28 protein-coding genes are annotated in these 24,490 nt (G+C 67.5%); 12 read left to right on the forward strand and 16 right to left on the reverse strand.

From position 1 onward, the window contains the following. Positions 1 to 262: 262 nt before the first annotated feature. A complete protein-coding gene (locus B9A95_RS17280; RefSeq protein ID WP_084048429.1) occupies positions 263 to 1,525 on the forward strand; it encodes a hydroxyacid-oxoacid transhydrogenase in 1,263 nt (420 codons plus the stop codon). Next, the gene (locus tag B9A95_RS17285) at positions 1,522 to 1,965 is read left to right on the forward strand and encodes an acyl-CoA thioesterase (protein WP_245808354.1); all 444 of its coding nucleotides are present in this window, start codon (positions 1,522 to 1,524) and stop codon (positions 1,963 to 1,965) included. The genes B9A95_RS17280 and B9A95_RS17285 overlap by 4 nt, the downstream gene beginning before the upstream one ends. A 57-nt stretch (positions 1,966 to 2,022) precedes the next feature. On the opposite strand, the gene B9A95_RS17290 is transcribed toward B9A95_RS17285, so the two are convergent. Genes B9A95_RS17290 through B9A95_RS17305 form a run of 4 tightly spaced genes read right to left on the reverse strand, consistent with a single transcriptional unit; the run spans position 2,023 to position 5,104 of the window. Beyond that, positions 2,023 to 2,508 carry a DUF4442 domain-containing protein gene (locus tag B9A95_RS17290; protein ID WP_084048430.1) on the reverse strand — a complete coding sequence of 162 codons (486 nt, stop codon included), beginning with the start codon at positions 2,506 to 2,508 and terminating at the stop codon, positions 2,023 to 2,025. Positions 2,509 to 2,551: 43 nt separating this feature from the next. Then, positions 2,552 to 3,115, reverse strand: a complete 564-nt coding sequence (locus B9A95_RS17295; protein WP_084048431.1) for a DUF402 domain-containing protein — start codon at positions 3,113 to 3,115, stop codon at positions 2,552 to 2,554. Continuing rightward, complete coding sequence (gene purN / locus B9A95_RS17300; RefSeq protein WP_084048432.1) at positions 3,112 to 3,684, reverse strand: phosphoribosylglycinamide formyltransferase; 573 nt, start codon at positions 3,682 to 3,684, stop codon at positions 3,112 to 3,114. Before purN ends, B9A95_RS17295 begins: the two co-directional genes overlap by 4 nt. Positions 3,685 to 3,724: 40 nt before the next feature. Further along, the gene (locus B9A95_RS17305) at positions 3,725 to 5,104 is read right to left on the reverse strand and encodes a dipeptidase (RefSeq protein ID WP_084048433.1); all 1,380 of its coding nucleotides are present in this window, start codon (positions 5,102 to 5,104) and stop codon (positions 3,725 to 3,727) included. A 159-nt stretch (positions 5,105 to 5,263) separates the two neighbouring features. Between B9A95_RS17305 and hspR the strand changes: the two genes are divergently transcribed. The 5 genes from hspR to B9A95_RS17330 all read left to right on the forward strand — a co-directional run bounded on the left by hspR (position 5,264) and on the right by B9A95_RS17330 (position 8,559). Beyond that, positions 5,264 to 5,974 (forward strand): heat shock protein transcriptional repressor HspR, fused homodimer type, encoded by a 711-nt coding sequence (gene hspR, locus B9A95_RS17310; protein WP_084048434.1) that lies wholly within the window; start codon positions 5,264 to 5,266, stop codon positions 5,972 to 5,974. Further along, positions 5,971 to 6,444 (forward strand): NUDIX domain-containing protein, encoded by a 474-nt coding sequence (locus B9A95_RS17315; protein ID WP_084048435.1) that lies wholly within the window; start codon positions 5,971 to 5,973, stop codon positions 6,442 to 6,444. Before hspR ends, B9A95_RS17315 begins: the two co-directional genes overlap by 4 nt. After that, positions 6,441 to 7,304 carry a metallophosphoesterase gene (locus B9A95_RS17320; protein WP_245808355.1) on the forward strand — a complete coding sequence of 288 codons (864 nt, stop codon included), beginning with the start codon at positions 6,441 to 6,443 and terminating at the stop codon, positions 7,302 to 7,304. The genes B9A95_RS17315 and B9A95_RS17320 overlap by 4 nt, the downstream gene beginning before the upstream one ends. 106 nt (positions 7,305 to 7,410) lie before the next feature. After that, a complete protein-coding gene (locus B9A95_RS17325; RefSeq protein ID WP_084048436.1) occupies positions 7,411 to 7,941 on the forward strand; it encodes a phosphoribosyltransferase family protein in 531 nt (176 codons plus the stop codon). 75 nt (positions 7,942 to 8,016) lie between these two features. Next, complete coding sequence (locus tag B9A95_RS17330) at positions 8,017 to 8,559, forward strand: phosphoribosyltransferase family protein (protein ID WP_084048437.1); 543 nt, start codon at positions 8,017 to 8,019, stop codon at positions 8,557 to 8,559. Positions 8,560 to 8,570: 11 nt separating this feature from the next. Here B9A95_RS17330 and B9A95_RS17335 read toward each other — a convergent pair whose 3' ends face one another. Next, on the reverse strand, positions 8,571 to 9,455 hold the full coding sequence (locus B9A95_RS17335) for a complex I NDUFA9 subunit family protein (RefSeq protein ID WP_084048438.1): 885 nt from the start codon (positions 9,453 to 9,455) through the stop codon (positions 8,571 to 8,573). Between the two features lie 186 nt (positions 9,456 to 9,641). Between B9A95_RS17335 and B9A95_RS17340 the strand changes: the two genes are divergently transcribed. Together B9A95_RS17340 and B9A95_RS17345 are read left to right on the forward strand one after the other, a co-directional pair. Then, positions 9,642 to 10,520: a UbiA family prenyltransferase gene (locus B9A95_RS17340; RefSeq protein WP_084048439.1), complete on the forward strand. Its 879-nt coding sequence runs from the start codon at positions 9,642 to 9,644 to the stop codon at positions 10,518 to 10,520. Continuing rightward, positions 10,511 to 11,911, forward strand: coding sequence for a phytoene desaturase family protein (locus tag B9A95_RS17345; protein ID WP_084050799.1), 1,401 nt, complete (start codon positions 10,511 to 10,513; stop codon positions 11,909 to 11,911). The genes B9A95_RS17340 and B9A95_RS17345 overlap by 10 nt, the downstream gene beginning before the upstream one ends. Before the next feature lie 724 nt (positions 11,912 to 12,635). Here B9A95_RS17345 and B9A95_RS17350 read toward each other — a convergent pair. From B9A95_RS17350 to B9A95_RS17365, 4 genes are all read right to left on the reverse strand, one after another. Beyond that, positions 12,636 to 14,396, reverse strand: a complete 1,761-nt coding sequence (locus tag B9A95_RS17350; protein WP_084048440.1) for a S8 family serine peptidase — start codon at positions 14,394 to 14,396, stop codon at positions 12,636 to 12,638. Positions 14,397 to 14,770: 374 nt separating this feature from the next. Next, positions 14,771 to 16,342 carry an L-glutamate gamma-semialdehyde dehydrogenase gene (pruA, locus tag B9A95_RS17355; protein WP_084048441.1) on the reverse strand — a complete coding sequence of 524 codons (1,572 nt, stop codon included), beginning with the start codon at positions 16,340 to 16,342 and terminating at the stop codon, positions 14,771 to 14,773. 508 nt (positions 16,343 to 16,850) lie between these two features. Then, positions 16,851 to 17,783, reverse strand: a complete 933-nt coding sequence (locus B9A95_RS17360) for a proline dehydrogenase family protein (protein ID WP_084048442.1) — start codon at positions 17,781 to 17,783, stop codon at positions 16,851 to 16,853. Next, on the reverse strand, positions 17,780 to 18,451 hold the full coding sequence (locus tag B9A95_RS17365; RefSeq protein ID WP_245808357.1) for a GntR family transcriptional regulator: 672 nt from the start codon (positions 18,449 to 18,451) through the stop codon (positions 17,780 to 17,782). The genes B9A95_RS17360 and B9A95_RS17365 overlap by 4 nt, the downstream gene beginning before the upstream one ends. 293 nt (positions 18,452 to 18,744) lie before the next feature. Between B9A95_RS17365 and B9A95_RS17370 the strand changes: the two genes are divergently transcribed. Both B9A95_RS17370 and B9A95_RS17375 read left to right on the forward strand, forming a co-directional pair. Continuing rightward, positions 18,745 to 19,320, forward strand: coding sequence for a hypothetical protein (locus B9A95_RS17370; RefSeq protein ID WP_139806849.1), 576 nt, complete (start codon positions 18,745 to 18,747; stop codon positions 19,318 to 19,320). Between the two features lie 13 nt (positions 19,321 to 19,333). Continuing rightward, positions 19,334 to 19,621 (forward strand): hypothetical protein, encoded by a 288-nt coding sequence (locus B9A95_RS17375; RefSeq protein ID WP_139806850.1) that lies wholly within the window; start codon positions 19,334 to 19,336, stop codon positions 19,619 to 19,621. 31 nt (positions 19,622 to 19,652) lie between these two features. On the opposite strand, the gene B9A95_RS17380 is transcribed toward B9A95_RS17375, so the two are convergent. From B9A95_RS17380 to B9A95_RS17400, 5 genes are all read right to left on the reverse strand, one after another. Continuing rightward, complete coding sequence (locus tag B9A95_RS17380) at positions 19,653 to 20,159, reverse strand: MgtC/SapB family protein (protein WP_084048446.1); 507 nt, start codon at positions 20,157 to 20,159, stop codon at positions 19,653 to 19,655. A gap of 10 nt (positions 20,160 to 20,169) precedes the next feature. Continuing rightward, positions 20,170 to 20,685: a S41 family peptidase gene (locus tag B9A95_RS17385; RefSeq protein ID WP_084048447.1), complete on the reverse strand. Its 516-nt coding sequence runs from the start codon at positions 20,683 to 20,685 to the stop codon at positions 20,170 to 20,172. After that, positions 20,646 to 20,801 (reverse strand): S41 family peptidase, encoded by a 156-nt coding sequence (locus tag B9A95_RS36345; protein WP_281255878.1) that lies wholly within the window; start codon positions 20,799 to 20,801, stop codon positions 20,646 to 20,648. The genes B9A95_RS17385 and B9A95_RS36345 overlap by 40 nt, the downstream gene beginning before the upstream one ends. Continuing rightward, positions 20,801 to 21,643: a S41 family peptidase gene (locus B9A95_RS17395; RefSeq protein ID WP_139806851.1), complete on the reverse strand. Its 843-nt coding sequence runs from the start codon at positions 21,641 to 21,643 to the stop codon at positions 20,801 to 20,803. Before B9A95_RS17395 ends, B9A95_RS36345 begins: the two co-directional genes overlap by 1 nt. Positions 21,644 to 22,093: 450 nt before the next feature. Then, positions 22,094 to 22,495, reverse strand: a complete 402-nt coding sequence (locus tag B9A95_RS17400) for a hypothetical protein (protein WP_084048450.1) — start codon at positions 22,493 to 22,495, stop codon at positions 22,094 to 22,096. A 153-nt stretch (positions 22,496 to 22,648) separates the two neighbouring features. Between B9A95_RS17400 and recO the strand changes: the two genes are divergently transcribed. Further along, complete coding sequence (recO, locus tag B9A95_RS17405) at positions 22,649 to 23,383, forward strand: DNA repair protein RecO (protein WP_084048451.1); 735 nt, start codon at positions 22,649 to 22,651, stop codon at positions 23,381 to 23,383. A gap of 543 nt (positions 23,384 to 23,926) precedes the next feature. On the opposite strand, the gene B9A95_RS37220 is transcribed toward recO, so the two are convergent. Together B9A95_RS37220 and B9A95_RS36350 are read right to left on the reverse strand one after the other, a co-directional pair. Beyond that, positions 23,927 to 24,205, reverse strand: coding sequence for a diguanylate cyclase domain-containing protein (locus tag B9A95_RS37220; protein ID WP_139806852.1), 279 nt, complete (start codon positions 24,203 to 24,205; stop codon positions 23,927 to 23,929). 13 nt (positions 24,206 to 24,218) lie between these two features. Then, positions 24,219 to 24,473, reverse strand: a complete 255-nt coding sequence (locus B9A95_RS36350) for a diguanylate cyclase domain-containing protein (protein WP_084048453.1) — start codon at positions 24,471 to 24,473, stop codon at positions 24,219 to 24,221. Between the last annotated feature and the right edge of the window lie 17 nt (positions 24,474 to 24,490).

A 24,490-nucleotide genomic window follows, 5' to 3' on the forward strand; every position in this document is an offset into this window, starting at 1 on the left:
TGGCAAGTATCAAGGCGGCCCAGACGGTCGCCTTGATGCTGATCAATACAGCGCGGTATGCGCTGGTGGTCAACTGTGTGCTGGACCCGGGAGGCAGAAAGAGCGGGACAGTCGGACAGGACGCCACTTCTCAATGCTCTGAGTTGTGCTGCGCACGCCCTTGAATCGCCCCACAGCCCCTTACCGGAAGGCGTGCTCGGTCCTGCCAACCTCGGCGAAATAGGGCAGACTGGGGCATCTTTCCAAGCAGAGGTGCTCGCTTTTGATACACGAAACGATCTTTACCGTGGAGGCCACGCCCTTCAAATTTGGCCCCGGTGCGGCGGCGGACGCCGGCTGGGAGTTGCAACGCCTCGGCGTGCGGCGGGCCTTCGTGGTCATGGACCCGCGCGTCGCCGAGCTGGGCCTCGCGGCCCGCGTGCTGGCGGCTATTCACGCGGTGGGCATCGAGACCGTGGTGTACAGCGCCGTGCGCGTTGAGCCGACGCTGGAATCGCTGCAGGACGCGGTAGAGGCGGCGCGGCGGGCGGGGGTGGACGGCTTTGTGGCCCTTGGCGGTGGCTCCACCATCGATACGGCCAAAGTCGCCAACCTCATTACCTCAGACGGCGGCGAGATCATGGCGTACGTGAATCCGCCTATCGGGGAGGGGCGCAAACCGGGAGGGACGCTGCGGCCCCTCCTCGCGCTGCCCACCACTTCCGGCTCGGGGTCCGAGGCCACCACCGTCGCCATCCTCGATTTGCCACATCTCGGCGTCAAAACGGGCATCTCGCACCGCTCACTGCGGCCCGCGCAGGCCATCGTGGACCCGGAGCTGAGCGCCACCGCTCCAGCATCCGTGACCGCCGCTGCTGGGCTGGACGTGGTGTGCCACGCCGCCGAGTCCTTTCTGGCCCGCCCGTACACCTCCCGTCCCCGGCCCACATCACCCCAGGAGCGCCCCCCGTACCAGGGCAGCAATCCGGTGGCGGACGTATGGGCGGCGCAGGCGCTGCGTTCCGGGGGACAGTTTCTTCGGCGGGCGGTGACGGACGCGCACGATCTGGAAGCCCGGGGCGCGATGATGCTCGCCGCCACGATGGCCGGCGTGGGCTTCGGTTCGGCGGGCGTTCACATTCCGCACGCCTGCGCGTATCCCATCGCCGGGTTGCGGCACGACTACCGCGCGCCGGGATACCCGGCGGAGCGCGCCTTCGTTCCCCACGGCCTGAGCGTGATTGTGACGGCTCCCGCCGCCTTCCGCTTCACCTACGACGCTGACCCGGCCCGGCACGAGGAAGCCGCCCGCCTGCTGACCGGGCGGGAGGAACGCGGGCGTGAGGCCCTGCCCACTGCCCTGCTCGCCCTGATGCGTGACGTGGGCGCGCCGCTGGGCCTGAGGGAACTCGGCTACGGCGCGCCGGACCTGCCCCGGCTGGTGGAGGGGGCGCTGAAGCAGCAGCGGCTTCTGGCCGTCGCGCCCCTGACGCCCAGTCCCGCGGATCTGGAACGCATTTTGCGCCAGTCGCTGGAGCCGGCGTGACCGGTCCACAAGCAAAAGGACGGGGCGTCCGCACGGACTACCGCCACCTCGCGCCCATCACCACGCGCTGGATGGACAACGACGTGTACGGGCACGTCAACAACGCCACGTACTATTCGTACTTCGACACAGCGGTCAACACGCACCTGATCCGCCAGGGCGCGCTGGGTCCCGCCCACGGCCCCGTCATCGGCCTCGTGGTGGAGTCGGGGTGCCGCTACGCCGCGCCCATCTCCTTTCCTGACGCGGTGACGGCGGGCTTGCGGGTAGGCCGGGTGGGGAGCAGCAGCGTGCGCTACGAGATCGGCCTCTTTCGCAACGGCGAATCCCAAGCTGCTGCGGAGGGTTTTTTCATTCACGTGTACGTGGACCGGGAAACGCGCCGCCCGGTGCCGCTGCCCCCGGAGTTGCGGCGGGTGGTGGAGGGGCTGCTGCAGTGAAACTGGGGGCAAAGGGCCGAAAGAGGCTGGCCCTTCGCCCTCAGCGCTCCGCTTCCCTCACCCCCTGCGCCGCAGATACCAGTGCGCCACCGCGCGCATCACTTCCTTGTCCTCGCCGTCGCGCACACTGACGTTCAGGACGAGGCGGGCCCGGCCCTGCGCCGCGTATTCGGCGTGAGCCGTGGGCAGGGCGGCTGTGCGCACCTCTGCGTGGGCCTTCAGATCGCCCTTGGCGCGGGCAACGTAGTGCGTCTCCAGCTTCTCGATGAGGGGCACGGCCTCCCCGAGCTGCGCGGCGAAGGCCCCGGCGAAGGCGGCTCCGCTCACCGCCTCGGCCAGCAGGAACTGCGCCCCGGCGTGGATGGTGCCGAGGTGGTTGCGAAAGGGCGCGGTGTCGGGGCAGATCCCTTCTGCCCAGCCCACGCCCACTTCAGTGATCTGCACACCTACAGTGGCGTTCATGGGAATGGCGTGCAAGGCGGACTTTACGGCCTCTGCGGCGGGAACGGGAAGGCCAGGGCGGGCGGTCTGGGGCTGGGTCATGGGAAAACCTCCGTACCTCTCGAACTGAGATTTTGAACTTGGTTCAAGTATACGGGTCTTCGAGGTAGCGCTTCAGCACGGAGAGAGGGGGATAGCTCCCGTCTCGCAGGGCCGCTTCCACCTTCCGCGCATGCGTCCAGGCCGCCTCCGCGAGAGGAGGGGAGGCGAGGCCCGCCTCCACCGCCTCTTCCAGCTCGTCGCCGTCGATGACCTGCGTGGCGTCCACCCGCCAGGGCTCAGCCTTCCCGGGGTGACCAATCACGTCGAGGTACAGGTCGTCGGTCCAGGGCAGGCCGTCCTCACCCACGCCCTCGCCGCCGTGGACGTCCACGTAGAACTGCCTGGGGTGTCCTGAGGCGTCGAGTTGCACGGTCATCGCGTCGCCCAGCACACCCTCGCCGCTTCCCGTGGGGTGGGCACGCACCCAGCGGAAGCCGCTGTCGAGGATACGCACCTGGCTGTTCGCCCCGGGAACCGGTACGTCCAGCGGGCGGATCACCGTATGGGCGGTGAAATCCACGATCACGAAGCCGGGAATGTGCGTGACGGCCTGGGTGTGGTCCGTGACGCGGGCCCAGCGCCGCAGGTCAAAGACCTTGCGCTTCACGCCAGTTCCCGCAAAGCCCGCAGCAGCAGCTCGCCCTCGGTGGCCTGTACACGGGCCTTGAGGGCGTCCAGCGTGTCACCGGGCAGCACCGGCACCCGCACCTGCGCGAGCACCGGCCCCTCGTCGATGCCCGCCGTGACGAGGTGCACGGTCGCGCCCGATTCCGTGTCGCCTGAGGCCAACACTGCCTCGTGCACCCGGTCCCCGTACATCCCGCGTCCACCATGGCGGGGCAGCAGGCTGGGGTGGACGTTGACCAGCCGGCCCGCGTAGGCGGACAGCACGCGCGGCCCCAGCGCCTTCATGTATCCGCTCAGCACCAGCGTGTCCGCGCCCGAGTCCCGCAAGAAGGAGGCGATGGCCGCGTCCAGCGCGTCCTCATCCGCGTATTTCGCTCCGCTGAGGTGCGCCGTCCTCAGCCCCGCCTCCCGGGCCCACGCGAGCGCCGGTGAACGGCTGTTGTTGCTCGCCAGGGCGACAGGGGTGGCATTCAGGCGTCCGTCGCGGCAGGTTTCAATCAGAAAACGCGCCGCGCTGCCCCCATGCGAGGCGAGAAAAGCGAGGTTCACGGTTGCTCCGCGCCGCCAGGAAAGGGGCTTGCCCCCACCATCACTTTCCCAGCTCCTGCAGCAGGTATGCGCTCGTCAGGATGCCGTTGTGGTAGTCCTCCACGGCGAAGCTCTCGTTGGGCGAGTGGGGCGCGTCCTCGTTTAGGCCGAAGTCCACCAGCAGCACGGGCGCGCCCAGCACCTCCCGGAAGGTGGCGACGATGGGAATGCTCCCCCCGCCCCGGCCGAAGGCGGCGGGCTTACCGTACATGCGCGTCAGGGCGCGGTCCGCCGCCTTGATGTAGGGCGAGTCGAGGTCCACCTTCACGGGCTGACCGCCGTGGTGGCCGCGCACTTCGGCCTTCACGCCAGCGGGAGCAATGGTGGGCACGTACTCCTTGATGAGCTGGGTGATGCGCTCCGGGTCCTGGCCGGGCACCAGGCGCATGGAGACTTTCGCCCCGGCCTTCGCGGCGATCACCGTCTTGCTGCCCTCGCCCTGGTAGCCGCCCCAAATGCCGTTGACGTCCAACGTGGGACGCGCCCACAGGCGTTCCAGGGTGGTGTACCCCGCTTCGCCGGGCAACGCGGGCACACCGATGGAGGCGGCGAATTCCTCGTCCGAGTGGGGCAACTTGGCCCACATGTCCCGCTCCTCCTGGGTCAGTTCCTCCACGCCGTCGTAGAAACCGGGGATGGTCACGCGGCCCTGATCATCCTTCAATTTGGCAATGATCTCGCACAGGGCATTGATGGGGTTGGGAGCCGCGCCGCCGTAAGAGCCGGAATGCAGGTCCCGGTTCGCTCCCTGCACGTGGATTTCCACGTAGCTCAGGCCGCGCAGGCCGTAGGTCACGGTGGGCACGTCGGGCGCGAAGCGGCTGCCGTCGGAAATGACGATCACGTCGGCGCGCAGTTCCCCAGCGTGGTCCCGCAGGTAGGCTTCCAGCGAGGGGCTGCCCACCTCCTCCTCGCCTTCGAGCAGGAATTTGACGTTCACGGGCAGGGGCCCGGCGGCAAGCAGCAGTTCAACGCCGCGCACGTGGGCGTAGGCTTGGCCCTTGTCGTCGGTCGAGCCGCGCGCGTAGATGCGCCCGTTCCGCAGGGTGGGCTCGAAGGGCGGCGTGACCCATTCTTCCAGAGGGGCTTCCGGCTGCACGTCGTAGTGCCCGTAGATCAGCACGGTAGGCTTGCCAGGGGCGTCGAGGCGCTCGGCGTAGACGAGGGGGTGCCCGGCCTTGTCACCGTTGCGCGTGGCGTCCACGCGCGCCGTGAACCCCAGTTCCGCCAGCTTGGCCCGCAGGAACTCGGCGGCGCGCGCCATGTCGGCCGTGTGGGTGGGGTCTGCGCTCACCGAGGGAATCCGCAGCAGGGCAAACAGTTCGTTCTCGGCGGCCTGCCGGTTGAGCAGGGCGGGGAGGTCCGGCGTAGAGGCGGTCATGGGCGGATGATACCGGGGAAGTGTGGGACGGCAAAAAGGCGGCTGCCCGGCGCAGGCCCATGTCCCCGGCTCCAGGATGGAGAACGCACATTCCCAATCGTGCCGGGCGCACCTCGCGCCACGTTCAGAATCCTTGCGGCGGGTATACTCAAGCGAGGTATGCCCGCCGACTCCAAGCACCGCCCCGTCTACGTCATCTCGGTGGCCGCCGAACTCGTGGACATGCACCCGCAGACGCTGCGGCTGTACGAGCGCAAGGGTCTGATCCGGCCGGGGCGGTCCAGCGGCAAGACGCGGCTCTACAGTGAGCGCGATATCGAGCATCTGCGCGAGATCCGCCGCCTGACGCAGGAACTCGGCGTCAACCTCGCGGGCGTCGAGGAAGTCATGCGCCTTCAGCACGAACTCGACGATCTGCAGGGCGAGTTCGAGGCCGAGATCGAGCGCATCGAGGACGAGCTGCGCGAGCGGGCCACGCCGCGCGCCCTGCCTGCCGGGGACGGCAAGACCGACGCCCGGGACCGGCCCGTGTACGTGATCTCCATCGCCGCCGAACTTGTGGACATGCACCCGCAGACCCTGCGCCTGTACGAGCGCAAGCAGCTCATTCGGCCGGGCAGGAGCAGCGGCAAGACGCGGCTGTACAGCGAGCGCGACATCGAGCACCTGCGCGAGATTCGCCGCCTGACCCAGGAACTCGGCGTCAACCTCGCGGGCGTGGAGGAAATCATGCGGCTGCGCCACGAGCTCGATTCGGCCCGCTCGCAGATGGAGGGCAACGTGCGCCGGTTGCAGCAAGACCTCAGCGAACGCATGACCGGCTGGCGAACGCTGCCCGCCCCCGGCGACGGGGAAGAGGACGCCGAATGACCGCGTTGGGCGAGGTAAGGCCAGAAGCGGTGCAGCAGCGGGTGGGGGCGGGCGTGGCCGCCCTGCGCGCTGGGCCACATGGCCCGGAGGTGCTGCTCGTGTTGCGCCGCGACGATGGCCTGTGGGACCTGCCGGGCGGCGGAGTCAACGTGGGCGAGGAGGTGGAGGCCGCCGCCCGCCGCGAACTGCGCGAGGAAACGGGGCTAAGTGCCGGACCCCTCACGCTGCTGGGGGTGTTTAGCGGGGACGCGCACCGACACACCTACCCCGACGGTAACGTGGTGGCCTGGGTGACAGTGCTGTATACGGCGCGGCACGTTTCCGGAGAGGCCCGGGCTGGTGACGACGCCGCCGATACGGGCTGGTGGCCCCTGGGTGGCCTGCCCACCGGCGTGAGTATGGCAACGCGCGCCTACTTCATGACCCTGCTGCTGAGGTTGGAGGACCTGGGGCTGGAGGACGGACCGTGACCTCCTTGCCGGCCGAGTGCCCACTGTGGGTGATGGGCGACGTCCACGGCGCCTTTGACAAGCTCCGCACGCTGCTGCTCTCGGCGGGGTTGATCGATGTGCGGGGTGACTGGACAGGCGGACGGGCGCACCTCGTGTTTCTGGGCGACTATATGGACCGCGGGCCCAACGGCATCGGGGTGGTGCGGCTGGTGCGGCGGCTCGAAGCGCAGGCCCCGGCGTCGGGTGGTCGCGTCTCGGCGCTGCTGGGCAACCACGAAGTGATGTTCCTGGCTGCCCAGCGCTTTGCGCGCAGTGATCCTGGGGACCGTTACGGGTTTTTCGACTACTGGCTGGCCAACGGCGGCCAGGGCCGCGACGCAGCCAACATGACGGCCGAGGAGGAAGGGTGGCTGGCAGCCCGGCCCGCCCTGCTGCGGGTGGGGCGCTGGCTGCTGCTGCACGCCGACAGTCCGATGTACCTGCACCTGGGCACCAGCGTGAACGCGGTAAACGCGGCCGTCGCGCGGCTGATGCAGAGCGTGCAGCCCGAGGTCTGGGGCCACTTCGCCAACGCCTTCGCCGAGCGCCTCGCCTTTGCCGATCACGGCGGCGAGAAGGTGGCCCGCAAACTGCTGAACACCTTCGGCGGCACGCGGTTGGCCCACGGCCATACCCCAGTGCCCATCCTGCTGGGCGAGTCGGGCCTGGCCCCTGAGGACGGCCCCGGCCTGCCCGTGCTGTACGCCTCTCAGCTGTGTGTGGCCCTCGACAGCGGCCTGACCTTCGGCGACGCGGCGGGCTTCCTGACCCGGCTGGATGATCGGGGCGTGGCCGAAGTCGTGCCGTATCCCGCGCCAGAGCGGAGGACGAGGTTTTGAAGAAGGACCAGCAGGTCTGACCGCCAGGGTCGGTGCCCTGGGGTTGGACCATTTGACGGTCAGGCGGTGGGCCCCTGCCCGCCCACGGCAGGATAGACTCGGCCCCGTGAAAACGCACAAGGTCGAGGTCGGGGACGTGACCCGCGAACTGCCCATCGTGCCGGTGGCCCCCGGCGTCAGCGTGGCCCTCTTTAACATGCTGGGCGACACCGAGGTCACGGAAGCTGCTGGGCGCGAACTCGCGCGCCTCCTGCCCCCCGAGGTGGACGTGCTCGTCACGCCCGAGGTCAAGGCCCTGGGGCTGGCGCACGTGATCAGCCGGGAAAGCGGCAAGCCCTACGTGGTGATTCGCAAGACGGAAAAGCCTTACATGGTGGACCCGGTGGCCCGTGAGGTCGTCAGCATTACCACGGGCAAACCGCAACTGCTGGTGCTTGACGGCTTCGACGTCCCCAAGATCCGCGGCCACAAGGTTGCCATCGTGGACGACGTGGTGTCGAGCGGCGGAACGCTACACTCGCTTCGCCAGATTATCGAGGAGGTGGGCGGTGAGGTGGCCGCCGTCGTGGCGGTCTTTACCGAGGGTCAGGAGCGCCCCGAGGTGACGGCGCTGGGACACCTGCCGCTGTTTGAATGAGCCGCCGGCCACCTTTCAGGTCCGGCTGATGGTTAAGCGCTGACGGTTGACCGCTTCTTCCGTTACCCTGACGCCATGACTGCCCCTGTGCCCGCCCTCCGCATCACTGTCGGGGACGTAACCCGTGAGCTGCCCACCGTGCGCGTCGGCAACGTGGGGCGCGTGCCGCTGGTGGAATTTATCGGTGACAGCGAACTGACCAACGCCGCGGCCCAGGCGATGCTGCCCCTGATTCCCGAGGAAACCGAGGTGCTGCTCACGGTGGTGACCAACGCCCTGCCGCTTACCCACGAGATCAGCGACCGCTCGGGGCTGCCCTACGTGGTGGCGCGCAAGAAGCGCCGCACCTACATGCAAGACCCCCTGATTCAGGACGTGCCCTCCATGACGCTTGGCGTCGCGGAGACGCTGTGGCTGGATGGCCCCCACGCCGCGAGGTTGAAGGGCAAACAAGTGGCCATCGTGCAGGACGTGGTGGCGACGGGCGGCACAGCGCAGGCGCTGGCCCGGCTGGTGGAGCGGGCCGGCGGCACGGTGGCCGGGTATCTGGTGGCCTTCAAGCAGGGCGAGAGCCCGCTGCCGCTGCGCTACCTGCAGGAGTTGCCCCGGAGCCTGTAGGGCGCGCCCGCTTATTTCCTGGAGGGGGACACGATGCTCGGCAGCGCGTCCTCCAGCCGGTGCATGGGCAGGCCGAACGCCTCGCGGGCGGGCCCGTTGGGCGCGGTGTTGCCCTCCTTGAGCATGGCGTACTGGTCCCGGGTGATGGGCGGCTTGGGCAGAACCTGCATGGCGGGCACCAGCAGGTTCATCAGGGCAAGCGGCACAGGCGCGATGGGTTTGCGCTTGCCCAGGGCGGAGAGTTCCAGCTTCAGCAGTTGCCGGAAGGTGAATTCCTCGGGGCCGGTAAGGGCGTAGGTCTGCCCTACAGTTTCGGGCCGTTCCAGCGCCCCCGCGAAGGCCAGGGCCACGTCCTGCACGCTGACCGGGCGAAAGGGAAAGGAGCCGTCGCCGATCTGGGGCACGACGGGCGCGGTGCCCACCAGTTCACGCAGCACCCGACCGAAAAAGTCGTCGCCCACGCCGAAGATCAGGCTGGGCTGGAAGATGGTCCAGCTCAATCCACTTTCCCGCACCAGGCGCTCGGCCTGGGCCTTGCTGCGGCTGTAGCCGCTCCCGCTGTCTTCCCGTGCGCCCAGGGCGCTCATGTGAACGTAGCGGGTGTGGCGGGCACACGCGGCCAGCACGTTCCGCGTGCCCTCCACATGAACGCGCGTGAAGGTCTGTTCACCTTGCTCCGCAATGATGCCGACGAGGTGAACCACGGCGTCTGGCCGCGCGTGCCCGGAGGCCCGGAACACGCTGCCCGGGTCCGTGACGTCGAGGGGCACCCCCACTGTGCCGGGCAGCGCCCCGCCGCGACGTGATCCGGCAAACACCGTGTGTCCCCGCGTCAGCAGTTCACCCACCACCGCCCGTCCCACAAATCCCGTGGCTCCCGTGACCAGGACGTTCATCTGCGCTCCTTTCGGCTTCCGGTTGGTGGGGAAGCCTGTCCGTTTCATTGGACAGGGCGCCGGCCGGGCGAACCGTAAGCCTTGTGCCAGGGTTCCTTCTGTCCCGGTGCCGGGCGGCCCGGGCCTCTACAATGCCCCTGATGGTGTGGCCGCCGTCTGTTCCGGCGTGCCCCCGCCCCGCTGCCCATGCGTCCCCTGACCCTGCCCGCCCGATTGCCCCTGCGCCGCGTGCTCGCCGTGGCCCGCCCCGCGCTGTGGATCAACACCGTGGGCACGCTGGTCATGGGCCTCTGGCTGACGGGGCACCTCTGGACGGAGCACCCCGGTCTACTCGTGCTGCTCGCGTACCTCACGCTGCCCTTCAACCTCCTGATCTACGGGCTGAATGATCTGGCCGACCGTGAGGAGGACGCCTTATCTGTCCGCAAAGGTGGCTGGCAGGGGGCGCGGCTGACGGTGGGGGAGGGTGCGCCGCTGCTGCGGGCGGTCCTGTTGCTGAACGTGCCCTTTTTGCTGGCGCTGGCACTGCTGCTGCCCCCGGCAGCCCAGGGGGTGCTGCTGCTCTGCGTGGCGCTGTTCGCCGCTTACAGTGTGCCGCCGCTGCGCCTCAAGGGCCGCCCCTTTCTCGACGGCCTGAGCAACGTCGCCTACGCCCTGCCGCTCGCGCTGCCCGCGCTGGCGCTGGGCACGCCCGTGCCCACCCTGCCCCTGCTGGCCCTGATGTGCTACTCGGTGGGAAAGCACGCCTTCGACGCCGCACAAGACGTTCCTGCTGACCATCTCGCAGGCACCCGTACCGTCGCCACCACGCTCGGTGTTCCTGGCAGCGCCTCCTACGCGCTGGTCTGGTTCCTGCTCGCTGGAGCGCTGCTGTGGCCGGTCAGTCGCCTCACCGCCGCCGCCCTGTGGGTGGTGTGCGGTGGGATGGCCCTGGCGCTGTTGCGGGACCCGACGCCGGGCCGCGCCGCACGGCTGTATCCCCTCAGCATCGTCACGCCGTGGATCGTGGGCACGGTGGCAGGGGTGCCGCTGGTATACCTGCTGGCGCGCGGGCTCTGGCCGTGAAAGGAAGCGGTCAGCTTCCAGCCGCCGGGCGCCAGGCTGGTCCCCAGTCCATCGGCCTTCTCGGTGGCGGGGTAGCGGGCCTCGCGCTCGCGGCGCTGCTGGGAGGGCTGGGGCACGGCGTGACCGTGTACGAGCGGGACCGGGCGGGGGGCAAGTTGCGGCGGGTCACGGTGGGTGGGCTGAGCTTCGGTACAGGGCCCAGCCTCTTTACCTTTCCGGGGGTGTGGCGCGCGTTTCTGGCCCAGCTGGGCGAGGTAGACCCGCTGGACCTGCGCCCCCTGCCCGGCGGTCTGGGGATTCATTACACGCCGTTCGGGGAGGTGCCGCTGCCCGTTCCCCCCGGGCATCCCCTGCATTCTGCGTGGAGCCGGTACGTCGCGTCCGCTGCGCCACTCGCGCCCTGGGTGGAGACGCTGCTGACCACGCCGCCGCGCCTGACAGACCCGTTGTTCCGGCAGGCCAGTGGGGGGCTGTTCCGCGCCACGCGGGGCCACCTCACGGCAGAGGGCTGGGTGCGAGCTCAACGGTTGCCCCCCGCGTTGGCCCACGCCATCCGGACCCACGCCCTGAACGCAGGCCTGGCACCGGAGGACGCCCCCGCCCTCTACGCCCTAATTCCCGCATTGGTGGCCGAGAAGGTCTACCGGCCTGCCTCCGGCATGGGCGCGCTGCTCGGTACCCTGCTGGCCTTGGCAACGGCCCGGGGCGTGCAGGTGCGGGAAGGAGCAGAGGTGGTGCGGGTGGATGTGGAGCGCGCGGCCCTGACGCTGCGGGGAGGGAAGGTCTGCCAGCACGATCTGCTCGTCAGCGCCCTCGATCCGGTCCGGCTCGCGGCGCTGCGGGGGCATTCAGTTCGTTCCCCTGTGTCCTGCCGGACGGTAAGCGGCGTTGCGCTGTATGCGGCCTTGCCTGCCCCCGCTCCACTGCCTGCCACCTCGGTCCTGCCTCCCACCGACTTCACCACCTTTCGCGCCGCAATGCGGGCCGGGGCCCTGCCCCCCGATACGTTGGCCCTCGTCCACGCGGACGGTCCCCGCCTCGCCGTGCTGCTCACCGCGCCTGCCACAGCCCGTAACCTCGGCCCTCCCCATTCCTGGGTGCGGGCGCAGGTGAGGCGGGTGGAGGAGAGGCTCGGTGTGCCCGGGCTGCTGGCCTCCGCGCGGGATGTGGTGGCCCTGCCCCCGGCCTACTACGCGGCCGGAGGATATCCGGGCGGCGCGATCTACGGCGCGGCCCTTCCGGTGTGGCGCGGTGGGCCGCTGCACCCTCAGCCCTACCACCCAGCCCCCCGACTGTGGCAGGTGGGAACGGGGGTGCATCCAGGCGGAGGCCTCCCGGCGATCCTCGGTGGGGCGCTGATCGTGAAGCGGCTGATGCAGGGAAGAGGCTGAAGCCCTTCAGCAGTCCGGTTGGTGGGGGAATGCGCCAGCATCAGGAGGGCGCCGCTGAGCGGCTGGGCTTCTTCGCCGTTTGGTGCGGCCAGGGAGGCGGCTTCGATCCAGCCTGGGACGTGGGCAGTTGACCATTCTGGGGGAAGTTCGCCCGAGGGGCGCAGGTCCTGGGCCAGTGGGCCCCTCGCGTGAACCCACCACCGGGCCAGCAATCCGGCAGGCTGCACGGCGAACGCTTGCAGCGTGGACCAACGCAGCCGCATGCTGGCGTACCAGGGCCAGCGCGAGAGCACCTCGTCCCAGGAGGGCGGCGCGGAGGTGTGTAGAGCGGGGCCCGCTGCCCGCCACGCAGCAAAAACCCCTGCTGGGCGTATTCCAGGCGGCACGCTACTTTTTCCGCCCGGATCTCCTCGGCGTGCACCAACTCCAGAGGGCGTGGCAGGAAGTATCGGAAATCGTCCCAAGTCCCCTCCGTGGGCAGCGCGCAGCCGACAGTTCGGCAGTCGCCGGCGTTTCACTGGGCTGGAGCCCGTACGGTTCGCGGGCGATGTGCTGGGGCACGGCCGCGGAAGCCTGATACAGCTCTTTTACCACCTGGGCCGGCGCCACGTCCGCGATTTCGCCGTAAAGTCGGCCGCAAGGCTTGGATGACGGGGGTGGCCCAGGCCAGAAGAAGGAGGCGTCGGGGTGAATTCACCCCGACGCCTCGATTGTGCGTGTGGCCTTACTGTCCGGTAATCGCCCCCAAGGGGTTGACCAGACCGTAGCCGAAGTTGTTGTCCTTACCCGCCGTGCCCAAGTCCTTGGCGGTGCTGGTCAGCAGGCTCAGCAGCTGGGCATTGGTGAGGTTGGGCTTGACGGCCCACACCACCGCGGCGGCGGCACTGACGTGCGGCGTGGCCATGCTGGTCCCGTCGAAGTACTCGTAGTCGGCGCTCGTGACGCTGACCGTACCGGTGGTGGGCAGCTTGACCAGCAGACCCTGGCCGTCGGCCTGGGTGATGCCCACGACGGGCACGGTGTAGGCGTTTGTCAGGCTCATGCCCAGCGGCCCAGCCACGTTGTTGTAGATCATGACGCCCTTCGCGCCGCTGGCCACCGCGTTGGCGGTCTTTTCCTCGAAGGAGCAGGTGCCGCGGCTGATCAGGGCGATGTTGCCGCTCAGGGCCGCGTTTCGGGTGGAAGTGCCGCAGAACTCGTTGCCGCCCGCCGTGCCCGTGCCGTCGCCCGCTTTGACCACGTTGCCGCTGAAGGTGCCCTTGCCGCTCTTGTCCGCGCCCTCCACGTCGCTAAAGGTCACGCCGCCACCGCTCGCCGACGCGCGGGAGCCTTGCCCGAGCGGCACGCTGCTCAGCACGTGGACGCCGGGACCCACGAGGTCCACCTGGGTGCCGAAGTTGGAGAAGTCGGCCTTGGCCTCGGCGGCGTCAATCGCCCCGACGCCCACGACGTTCGTGTAGGCGGCAGGGTAGGAAACGGCGGCCCCGTCGTTGCCGGTGGCGGCGATCACGAGGACCCCCTTGTTGTAGACGCTGGTGTACGCGCGCTGCTCGGTCTGGCTGGCACGTCCACCGCCCAGCGACATAGACACCACCACGTGGTTTTCCGTCCCGCCCTGGCTCTTGAGCTGCGCGGCGCACCAGTTCACACCGTTGATGATCCCGCTCGACGCCCCCGAGCCGTCGTTGCCCAGCACCCGGGCCATGTACAGGTTCGCCCCGCTGGAAACGCCGCCTACGCCGTTGGGGTCCATGCCTGCCTGCATGCCGCTCGCGCCCGTGCCTGCGCCGTACTGCGCGAAGATGGTGCCCGACACGTGCGTGCCGTGGTGCGACACGTCGTTGAGCTGGTACGGATCGGTGTACGTCTCGCCCGTCACGAAGTTCTTGAAGCCCCTCAGCTTGCGCCCGAACTCCGGGTGGTTGGCATCAATGCCAGTGTCGGTCACGCACACCGCCACGCCCGCTCCGGTGTAGTTGCTGGCCCGCAGGGTGGGCACCTTCAGGGCGCTATCGCCCCAGGTGTACTCGCCGCTGGCCGTGTAGACGGGTGTGGCCTGGGCGGTGAGTCCCTGGGCGCTCAGGCCCGAGCGGACCGAGGCGTCGGTCACGCCGCTCTTCATCCCCACCGCGTGACGCACGAGGTCCGGCTCGACGTAGGCGACGCTGGGGTTGGCCTGGAGCTTCGAGAGCGCTTCTGGACTCAGCTTCACGGCTGCCGCGCTGATGTCGGCCCACTGGGTGGTCAGCACCCCGCCCGCCGCCGTGATGGCCTGCGCCTGGAGCTGCGCCTGCGCCGCGAGCTGTTCGGCGTTTAGGCTCTGCGCGCCCAGATTGCTCTCCTTGAAGCCCACCAGATATGCCCCTGCGATTTCGCCAGTGTGCTCGGGCGCGCTCGCCGCGGGAGACGCGACTTGCACCTGCTGCCCACAGGCGGCGAGCGTGAGGGCGAGGGTGGCGGCCAGCAGGGTACGGGTATGCTTCATGGGGTCTCCTGAAAAGCGGGAAAGGGGGAGGACGCGGGCGTACACCCCGGGTCAGGGGGAGGGGCAGGCGAAGCTGTTGTGTTGATTGGGCGAATGCTATTGCGCGCCTGATAGGGTGCTTTGTGTGTTTCTAGACATTTCTGGACTTGGTTCAAGTTACATTTCCTCTCTCTTTCCTGTGCTCCTTCCCGTTCTCTTCGTCCCGCTTAACGTGTGAAAGGCTGAACAGTAGACTCGCCCCTCCGCTGCCAACTGGGGCGGAGAGCTGGCCGGGGGCGTTCCCCTGTTTCTCAACTCCAGCTAAAGAAAAAAAGCCAGGAAACCCTGGCTTCTCTCACTCCCCCCGGTGGGGGTATCATCGTGAATTTTTTGGCTCACCAGCGCTCAGTTACCGTCTTGAGTTGCATGAAGTTGGCGAGGTAGTCGGGGCCGCCTGCCTTGGAGTCGGTGCCGCTCATGTTGTAGCCGCCGAAGGGCTGCACACCGACAATTGCCCCCGTGATCTTGCGGTTGAAGTAGAGGTTGCCCACCTCGAACTCATTTCGCGCCTGCTCCAACCGCTCGCGCCGGTTGCTGCACACGCCGCCCGTCAGGCCATACTCGGTGGAATTGGCGATTTCGAGGGCGTGGTTCCAGTCACGCGCGCGAAATACGGCCACCACGGGCCCAAAGATTTCCTCCTGGGCGATGCGTGCCCCCTGGTCCACGTCTCCGAAGATCGTCGGCTGGATGTAGTAGCCTTTCTTGCCGCCGCACTCGCCGGGGGCCTGACCGCCCAGCAGCAACTTTCCTTCCTGCGGGCCGAGTTCGAGGTAGCCGCTGATCTTCTTGAAACTCATCTCGTTGACCACACCCGTGATGTTGGCGTTCTCCTCACCCGTGCCCATCTTCAGCGCCTGGGCACGTTCGACGAAGGCGTTGACCACGGCGCCGTAGACCTCATCCACCACGATCAGGCGGCTCATGGCCGAGCACTTCTGGCCGTTGAAGCCGAACGCGCCCTGTACGGCAGCGGTGACGGCCACATCGAGATCGGCCGTCTCGTCCACGATCATGGCGTCCTTGCCGCCGAGTTCCAGCACCACCTTCTTGATCCATTTCTGGCCGGGCTGCACCTTGGCCGCCACCTCGTTGATGTGCAGACCTACGGCGCGGCTGCCCGTGAAGGTGATAAAGCGCGTCTTCGGGTGCGTGGTCAGGAACTCGCCCACCTCAGCGCCGATGCCGGGCAGGAATTGCAGCACGCCCGCAGGCAGCCCCGCTTCCAGCAGGACGTCCACCACGAAGCCCGCGATCAGGCCCGAGTCCTCGGCGGGCTTGGCGATTACGCAGTTGCCTGCCACGATGGGCGCGGCGAGCATCCCCAGGAAGATCGCGCAGGGAAAGTTCCAGGGGCTGATGGAAACGCCCACGCCGAGCGGCAGGAACATCAGGCCGTTTTCCTCGCCCTCGTACCAGGTGGTCTCGGCAGAGCCGAAGCCCGCGTATTTCATGGCGCTGCGGGCGTAATACTCCAGAAAGTCGATGGCTTCGGCCACTTCCACGTCGGCCTCAGCGTAGTTCTTGCCCACTTCGATGCTCATGAGGGCGCAGGCTTCCAGGCGGCGGCGCTTGAGGATCGCCGAGGCCTTTAGCAGGATGCGGGCGCGGGCGTCCATGTCCCACTTCTTCCACGACTCGAACGCCTTCCACGCGCCGTCCAGTGCGCGCTGGGCGTCCTCTACCGTCGCCCTGGCCGTCGTGCCCACCACTTCCGAGGTGTCGCAGGGATTGAGGGAGGTCAGCCTTTCTGCCGTGTCCACCCGTTCGCCATCAATCACGAGGGGGTAGTGTTTGCCCAGCAGTTCGGCGCGGACCTTCTGAAGCGCAGCTTGATAGGCAGCGACGTTCTCAGGCTGGCTGAAGTCGGTGAAGGCTTGGGGGCGGTAGTCTTGGACTTTGATCATGGGGCGGCTCCTTTAGAGGGGTCTTGGCTGTCGGCTGGGGTAGCAGTAGCGGTAGAGTTCAAGATCGTCGGCTTCGCCGTGGACAGAGCTGGAGAAGTCTGGCTCGCTGGCCCGAGGGCTATCAAATCCAGCGGCAAAAACATTTAAAAACTCGGAGAACAGCTCTGGGCAATCTTCAGTGGGCTTGTGACCGTTGCACATGAAATGCTTGTACCCGTTGGCATGTTTTGTAAATCATTACTGCTTTGCGAAATCAACAGGACTGGGGCACTCAATACCAATGCCTTTCGAAAAGAGTTTAAGACTTTAAAAACTGATAAGAGCCTGTATTTACAAATTGTAGAACGCCGGCCCTACTATTAATCCCACAAGCAGTCAAAAAAGGTGTAGCTGGAAAATTGTGTTGACGAGGTTTTAATCTATTGGTCACGGTTTAACCTTTCCTATGGCCTGAAACATGAACTCCCGAAGCCAATAGGTGTTGGTATGGCCCAGAGGATTCATGGCCTCACCCCTTGAGCATTCCCCGCAGGACGAACACAGCATTGCGCGGCGTTTCAGCGATGCGGCGGCTGAAATACGGATACCAGTCGCGGCCATAAGGGATGTACGCCCGCACACGGTAGCCCTCGGCGGCGAGGGCCTTTTGCAAGTCGCGGCGGATACCGTAGAGCATCTGGAACTCGAAGTTCTCCTTGTCGGTGCCGTGGGCCAGCACGAACATTTTCACGTCCTCCACGATGCGCTCATCGTGCGTGGCGACGTTGACGTAGTTGCCCGCCTTCATGTGCGCGTACACGAGGCGGCGGTAACCGGCGTCGACGTCCGCCTTGTCGGGCATGGCGACGGAGGGGGGTTCGAGGTATGCGCCCTTCACGATGCGGAGGTTGGGATGCAGGTCGTCCAGGCTGTCCCGGTCCGCCTCCGTGCGGTAGAGGTAGCTCTGGAGCACGGTGCCGACGTGGCCGTTGCCGAACTCGCGGACCAGTTCGCGGAACTGCGCGAGGGTCACGTCCACGCGGGGGTGGTCCTCCATGTCCAGGCACACGAAGCCGCCATACGCCTTGGCGCGACCGATGATGCGCCGGGCATTGGCGAGGCCGAGGTCCATACCGGCGACGTCCTGGCCCTGACCCACCGAGGAAAGCTTCACGCTGACGTAGGGCGTGATTCCGGCGGCGTGCGCCTCGTCAAGCAGGTGCAGCACCTTTTCGGCGAATTCATTCGCCTTCTCCGGCGAGGCGACGAACTCGCCCAGCAGGTCGAGGTTGCTCAAGATGCCGTCGCGTTCCAGCTCCTTGACGGCCTGGAGGGCGGAGGTGGCGTCCTCGCCCGCCACGAAGCGCTGCGCCATGCCCCAACCGCGCGAGCGCACGAGGTCTTCGACGAATTTCTGGCCCGAGACGGTCAGGACAGCCTTGCGGTAGATCTGGTCAATCATGGCGTTTCTCCAGGGGTGGCGCTGTCTTCGAGGTTTTGCAGCACGAGCCTGCCGAAGGTGCGGACGTGCAACCGGGCAGCCTCGCGGGCCGCACCGATATCCCGCGCGAGCACCGCTTCCAGAATGTTGGCGTGCTGACGGGCGGTGTCGGGGTGGGCGTTGTACGTGCGGGTCTGGTGTTTGATGAGGGCCACCCGCTGTTCGAGGCCCCGCGCGATTTCCACGAGGGCGGCGTTGTGGGCGGCGAGCGTGACGGCGGAATGAAAGGCCAGGTCCAGCCGCGTCTGGCGGCGGTAGTCGTTTCCAGCAGCGGTCTGGAGGGTGTTCAGGGCGGCGCGCAGCAACTCGGCGTCCTCAGAGGTGTGGGCCTGTGCGGCCAGCGCAGCGGCCAGACCGTCGAATTCCTCGCGTACCACGTAGGTGTCGCGGGCCTCGGCGGCGCTGACAGTTCGCACGCGGACCCCCTTGTTCGCCTCGGACACCAGCAGGCCGTCTTGCATCAACCGCATCAGCGCCTCGCGGATGGGTGTCCGGCTCACGCCCAGGCGGTCGCCCAGTTCCACCTCGCCCAGCCGCTCGCCGGGCGCGAACTCGCCGTCCAGCACTGCGCGGCGCAGGTGGCCGTATACACCGTCGCGCACCAGCCCGGGCCTTTCAAAAAGAGTCACCTGTATATTGTATACAAAAAAATGAGGAAGTGTGGAACAGGCCATATAGAGTCCCGGGAGTGAAAGGCGGTGGAACCGGGCCGGCAGGGAAGAAATTCAGCCGCAAGTTGTCTGTCCTGTCAACGCCGGTCCAGCTCCAGAAGGACCGCTGGTAGACGCCGGCAGTTCGGCCTGTCCCAGGCAAAGAATCCAATCGTTCCAGCAACCCCGCGGCCGCGAGAGGTTGCTTTTGTGTTGGTTCTCGCCGCGTTCCGTTGCCCGTCCATGATCCATATGCTGAAAGCAGACTTACCTTGAACGATTCACCCGGTGTGTTGCCCAGTACGCAAGCCCACAACTGCAGAGGCCTGAACTTGGAAGCCCAGTGGCGGCTCGATCTGGCCCGCCGTTTTCCCCACGTCTGGTCTGTTTTTCCTGGGCTCGCTGCCGTGCCCGTGGGCGGCCCGGTGGCCCGGGGCCTCGCCGCCGATCTGGAGATCGGCGTGTTCTGGCACGCACCGCCCAGCAATGCCGAACGTATCCGCCTCCTGCAATCCCTGGACGTGACCAGCCCCCGCTCCTTTCCCTACTTCCCGGATGAAGACCTCTGGCTCGATCAGGGACAGCTCGGAGGCGTTCGCCTGGACCTGAGTCACCGCACAGTGGAAGGCGTGGAGGCCGGGCTCTGTGCCGTTCACGCGGAGCAACAGACCGGTGCAACCGCGCTGAACGCGATTGGGGTGTTGCGGTGGGGTGCGTCTGTGGGGCGAGGAGGTGCTGAAGCGCTGGCAGGCACAGGCCGCCGACTATCCCCGTCCCCCGCCGTGGCGGTGATCGGGGCCCACCTCGGGCCTACGCCAGTGGCCTGGCTGCGGCAACATCTGGCGTGACGAGAAGAACCTGTTGATGGTCCTGATGGCGCTTGGCGGCGTGTATGTGCCCCACGGCGAATTCAAGTGGCTGGCCGTATTGGAAGGTCTGCTCCCCCTGCGGCCTCAGGACCTGACCCGGCGGCTCGGAGACGTGCTGACCGCACCGCTGGCCCAGGGCATCGAAGCGCTGCACGCCTTGTGGGAAGACACCTACGCCCTGGTTGGGAAGCACTTTCCTGAACTCGAGCCGGTGCAAAAAGCGCGGCGCTGGCTGAACCGGCCTGCCGAGCGGTTCTCGCCCCTCGGTTGGCCGCCTTAGTTCAGCAGCAGGCTACGGGCGGGCAGTGTACTCAGCCGGGCCTGCTTTTTTCGCTGTCTCCCGGCTGTTTTCCGTTTGTGGACTCGGTTCGCGACATCTCTCCGGCCAGGCGGCCCAGCCAGCCCAGCGTGAACAGAAACAGCAGGGTGGCTCCCGTCGCCAGCACGTACAGGTGCAGGCCGCAGGCCACCCCGACGCCCGCCGTGGCGAGCAGGCCGGCCGCGGTCGTCAGGCCCTGGGTGCCCTCGCCCCGCCGGTCCGAGAAGATGGCCCCGGCCCCCAGAAAACTGACGCCGCTGACCACCGCGCCCAGCACGCCCACGAGGTCGAAGCGTACCTGTTGCGAGTCGCCGGAAAAGCGGTCGATCAGCGTGTCGGCCAGCACGACGAACATCGCGGCGCTCACGCCCACCAGGATGTGGGTCCGCAACCCGGCCGGACGGTTTCGCTGCTCGCGCTCCCAGCCGATCAGACCGCTCAGCACGAACGCCGCGAGCAGGCCCTGCATCAGGCGCAGCTCATTCCAGAACGCTTCCACGTCCCGCAGCCTAGAGCAGTTCTCCGAATGAGGTGTGCGGGGAAAAGCCCCCGGACAGAAGGGCGCTCTTCCGTCTGCCCCACGCCGCCGTTTTCCGGGCGGATGTCTGGGCCGACTTCAGTTGGTTGAACGCGGCTTCGATTCCCACGTCCTGACCTGCCGCCAGCCTGGCGAGGTCGGCGACGTTCACCTCGGGCTTGACCGGCTTGTCGGCGTCCTTGCCGTTCAGCAGCACACGGCCCGCCGTCACGCTCACGTTGCGCTCGGCGGGCAGATCGGAGCTGAAGGTGGTATTGCTGACCCCGTAGGTGGGTTTGCCGAACAGCACGCTGTTGCCGCCCGCACGGATGTTCTGGCCGAACATTTCGCTGGCGCTGTTCCCGTTCAGCAGCACGGCCGCCTTGCCCTTGAAGACCGTGGTGTCCTTGAGGGGCAGCGCGACTTCCTGCTGGGCGCAAGACGCCGTGTAGGTCACGCCTGTGCTGCTCAACGAGAAGCTGGAGACGCTGCCGTCGGCGTAGCGCACCCCTTCGCCGTGGTGGGCGAGAAGGCGGCGACCGCGCCGACATACTCGCGCAGATCTCCGCCACCGTTGTTACGCAGGTCGATGATCGCGTCCACTGCGCCCTGCGCCTCACGCATCAGGTCGTGGACGCGCTGGGCGATTCCCGTGCCGCTGAAGGTGGGAATGCGCAGGTGGTGGTGCTTCTTGCCGCTGGCGTCCGCGCGAATTTCACCCCAGGGCTGCGCCGCGGCGCAGCCCTGCCTTCAAGGTCACGGTCCGCTGCGCGCCGCCCCCAGCCCACGGCGAACACCACGTCCGCCTGCTTGGCCGCCGCGCCCGCAATGACCTTGCTGTAGGCGGCCCGCGCGTCGGCGTCGTTCGACCCGTTCCGCTTCAGGGGCGTGCCGTCCACGCTGAGAACAACGTCTCCGCGGCGCAATCCGGCCGTGAAGGCAGGGCCGCCGTATCGGGTGTTGGTCAGGACGGCCCCGTCCTCACCGGGCACGGGCGCGTCGTTCAGCCCGAAGACCGGCGTGGACGTGGGCTGGTTGCTGATGGCGCGGCGGTAGGCGTTCGCCTGCGAGAAGCTGCGGTAGAAGGTGTGCTCGTCCCCGAAGGCGTCGACGTACTGCGCCATCAGGGGATCAATCCGCGCGTCGTCGCTGTACGGCACGAAGTGGTTTGCCAGGGCGCCGGGAAAGAGTTTCTTGACGTCCACGTAGGCCTGATCGTGCACCTCGTCCAGATTCACCTGCCAAAAGCCGTAGTAGTACACGTTGATGCTGCTCTTGACGCTGTAGAGCAATGTCCTGCATGGTCCCGGGCAGATCGGTCTGCGCGGCCAGGCGGGGCAGGTCGGTGTCGCCCCGCCTGGCCGCCCCCAGCACAGAGGCGGTGGGCCGCCCGCCGGGCAGACGTACTTGCCGGGGGTCAACGTGCGGGGCACGCTGGGAATCTCGGTGTTGGCGCTGGGCTGCACGCCGAGAGCAACACCGTCAGGCCCAGGGCGGCGAGGGACAGGGACGCCTTCATAACTCGCTGAGCATAGATTTCCGGCTCCTGGCAGGGAAGCAGGGGCGGCCCCTTCCGGGCTTCCCCTCGGCACGTCTCAGGCGGTGCAGGTGTGGCTGTGGGGCCGCCTTCCAGCATGCGCCCGGTGAATTCAGCGCGAGTTGGCAGGGGCCGGACTGTACAGGCGGCGGGCGCACGCCCGGGCGGCCCCGGCAGCCTCGAGGCCAGCTTTTTGTGGGTGCGGGCCGCAGCACGCACAGCGCGAGGACCTGCCGGGGAAAGTCCAGCTACCAGCGGTCCGAATCGCCGTTCACAAAGGAGCGCTTGGGTGGACGGGCCAGGTGTTTCCACCGGATCACCGGCACTGGGGCATTCAGGAGGAGGGAGAACTGGGCGAAACCAGGTTACATCACCTGGCTTAGTCCAGGTACATCGGCTCCAGAGGAAAGATACGGCCGGACAGCTGGCTCAGGCCGCGCGGTCCCGCCCGCTTCTGGCAGGGTTCGGTGTCCAGGCACAGGGTCACGTAGCGGGTGCGCCGCGCGCCCACCACCACCCGGTACAGCGCCGCCTCCGAACGCGAGCGCGTGTAGTGACACAGGTCGCAGTGCAGGGCGTTCTTGCCCTTGGGGTCCAGCGGCGTGAACTCGGCCAGCTGGTCGCCATGCACCAGGGCGAGCCGTCCGTCGGCCACTGGATACAGCCCCAGCGTCAGGGGGGCCTGGGGCTGGCCCTCACCAAACAGTTCGCGGTACGTATCGGGAAAGAGTTCCCGCAAGAGATCGCGGGCACTGTGATCCTTGGGGCGGAACTCACTCATGGGGCGCAGTGTACGGGAGGGGCGCAGGCGGTGAAGGTGGGGTGGGGAGCGTTTGGCCGGGCGTCAAACGGCCAATGGCGCAGGGCCAAAGGTGGTCCCCAACCGTGCCTCTGCGCCCCCTCGTTTTGCCGCCCACACCCTAGACTGCTCTGCGTGAGATCGCGCAGCGCCAACCGCAGCGGCATCGTGATCCGGCGGCGGGTGACGCCTGCCGGAGACATCATCGTGACCCTGCTGACGCCGCAGGGCAAGGTGAAGGCCATTGCGCGCGGCGGCGTGCGGGGCCAGCTGTCCAGCCGCCTGAACCTCTTCCATCACGTCGGCGCGCAGCTGTACCAGACGCCGCAGGCAGACTTGGCCACCGTGCAGCAGGCCGTGCTGGAGGGCGCGCTGCCGAGGTTGGCCGAGCCGGAGCGCTACGCCTTCGCGCACCTGATGGCCGAACTTGCTGACGCCCTGTTTCAGGAGGGTGAATTCAGCGAGCAGGCCTTTGAGCTGTTTGCGGGAGCGCTGCGCGGCATCTCCCACCAGGCGGACCCGGAGTGGGTGGCGCTCGTGATGAGTTACAAACTGCTCGGGCTGGCGGGCTTCATTCCCCAGACCACCCGTTGCGCACGCTGCGGCGCGCCCGGGCCCTCGCATCCCGATCCACTGGGCGGTCAACTGCTGTGCGGAGCGTGCGCGAGCCTGCCCGCGTACCCCGAGGAGGGCCTGGACTTTCTGCAGAACGTGGTGCGCCGCTCGGTGCGCGTGAGCATCGAGGAACCTGTGCCCGAGGAGCAGCGCCCGGCGCTGTGGCGCGCGCTCGAGCGCTTCGTGACGGTGCAGGTGGGCGGCGTGCAGAGCTGGCGACAACTCGTGCCACACGTCGGCGCCGTGCCGGCCTGAACCCGGTGCTGGGAGACCCATCGGTTCGGGGACAGACCGTCTGAGATCGGTCTGCGCGTAGGTCGGCAACATAGGGTGATACGGATTCTGGCCAGACAGTTATAAGATTTGCCTGACGCGAGCCGAACAAGAGGGAAAAAGAGCGGCCAGCAGTAAAGGCACTCCGCCACCCTTCAGAATCGATCACGGGTTAAGCGGAATCCGTAGGGGTCCCTCCCGCGCTGGCAACCCATTCGGCTGCCCCGTGCTCAACAGGAAGAGCGGTGGCTTGCGGCCCAGCCCTTCCCGCAGGCCCCCCCCTTGCGCACCGTGACTTGTGCGTCGGTGCGGTCGGTGCGCTGAAGACTCGACTGACGTTGGAATGGCCACGGGTCCGCCGTAAGGACCTCCCTCTGGCATTGATCCGGGGTGCGCCCTTCACCGATTCGTTACTGACTTAGCGCGAATGGCGCCGTGGGGGTGCCCTTCCACGCGCGGCGCCGTTCTCCCCCAAGCGCATTCAAGTTCGCTCGCCGGGCCCGGTCAACAAGAAATCCTCTTTCTCTAAGCACAGATCAAGAAGTGGGTCCGGGAACTGAATGGGTACCTGCCGAAGACGCCTGGTCCGGCGCGCAGGGTCAGGTCCTCGGGGGTCAGCGCGCCGTCGGAAATCCAGGTGGTGATGCCCACGCACACTGGGATGTGGGAGCAATCCCCGGTCCTTCGTGAGGCAGGTGAAGTCCGCGATCCTTGCCCGAGGAGGCGCTCAGCCAACAGCGCCGCGCCCGCCTCATTGGTGCCGGGCAGGATCATCGCGAATTCCTCGCCTCCGTGCCGGGCCACGAAATCTTTGCGGTTACGCCCACGTTGGCCCGGGTGTGGCGATCTGCCTCAGGCAGTTGTCGCCCGCTAGGTCGCCGTAGCGGTCGTTGTACTGTTTGGAAAAGTCCACGCCGCACAGCAGCAGGCTGATGGGGCGCCGCGCCAGCCGGTGGTTGTGCCATTCCCGCCTGGAGTACGAGGTGAACGCCGCGCGGTTAAAAAGGCCCGTCACGGCGTCTGTGGTCGCTGAGGCCGAGGGCCCGCGGTTAAGCAGGCGCAGGGCATTCATCGGCTTTTATGGGAGGC

This window comes from Deinococcus hopiensis KR-140, assembly GCF_900176165.1.
GTDB lineage: Bacteria > Deinococcota > Deinococci > Deinococcales > Deinococcaceae > Deinococcus > Deinococcus hopiensis.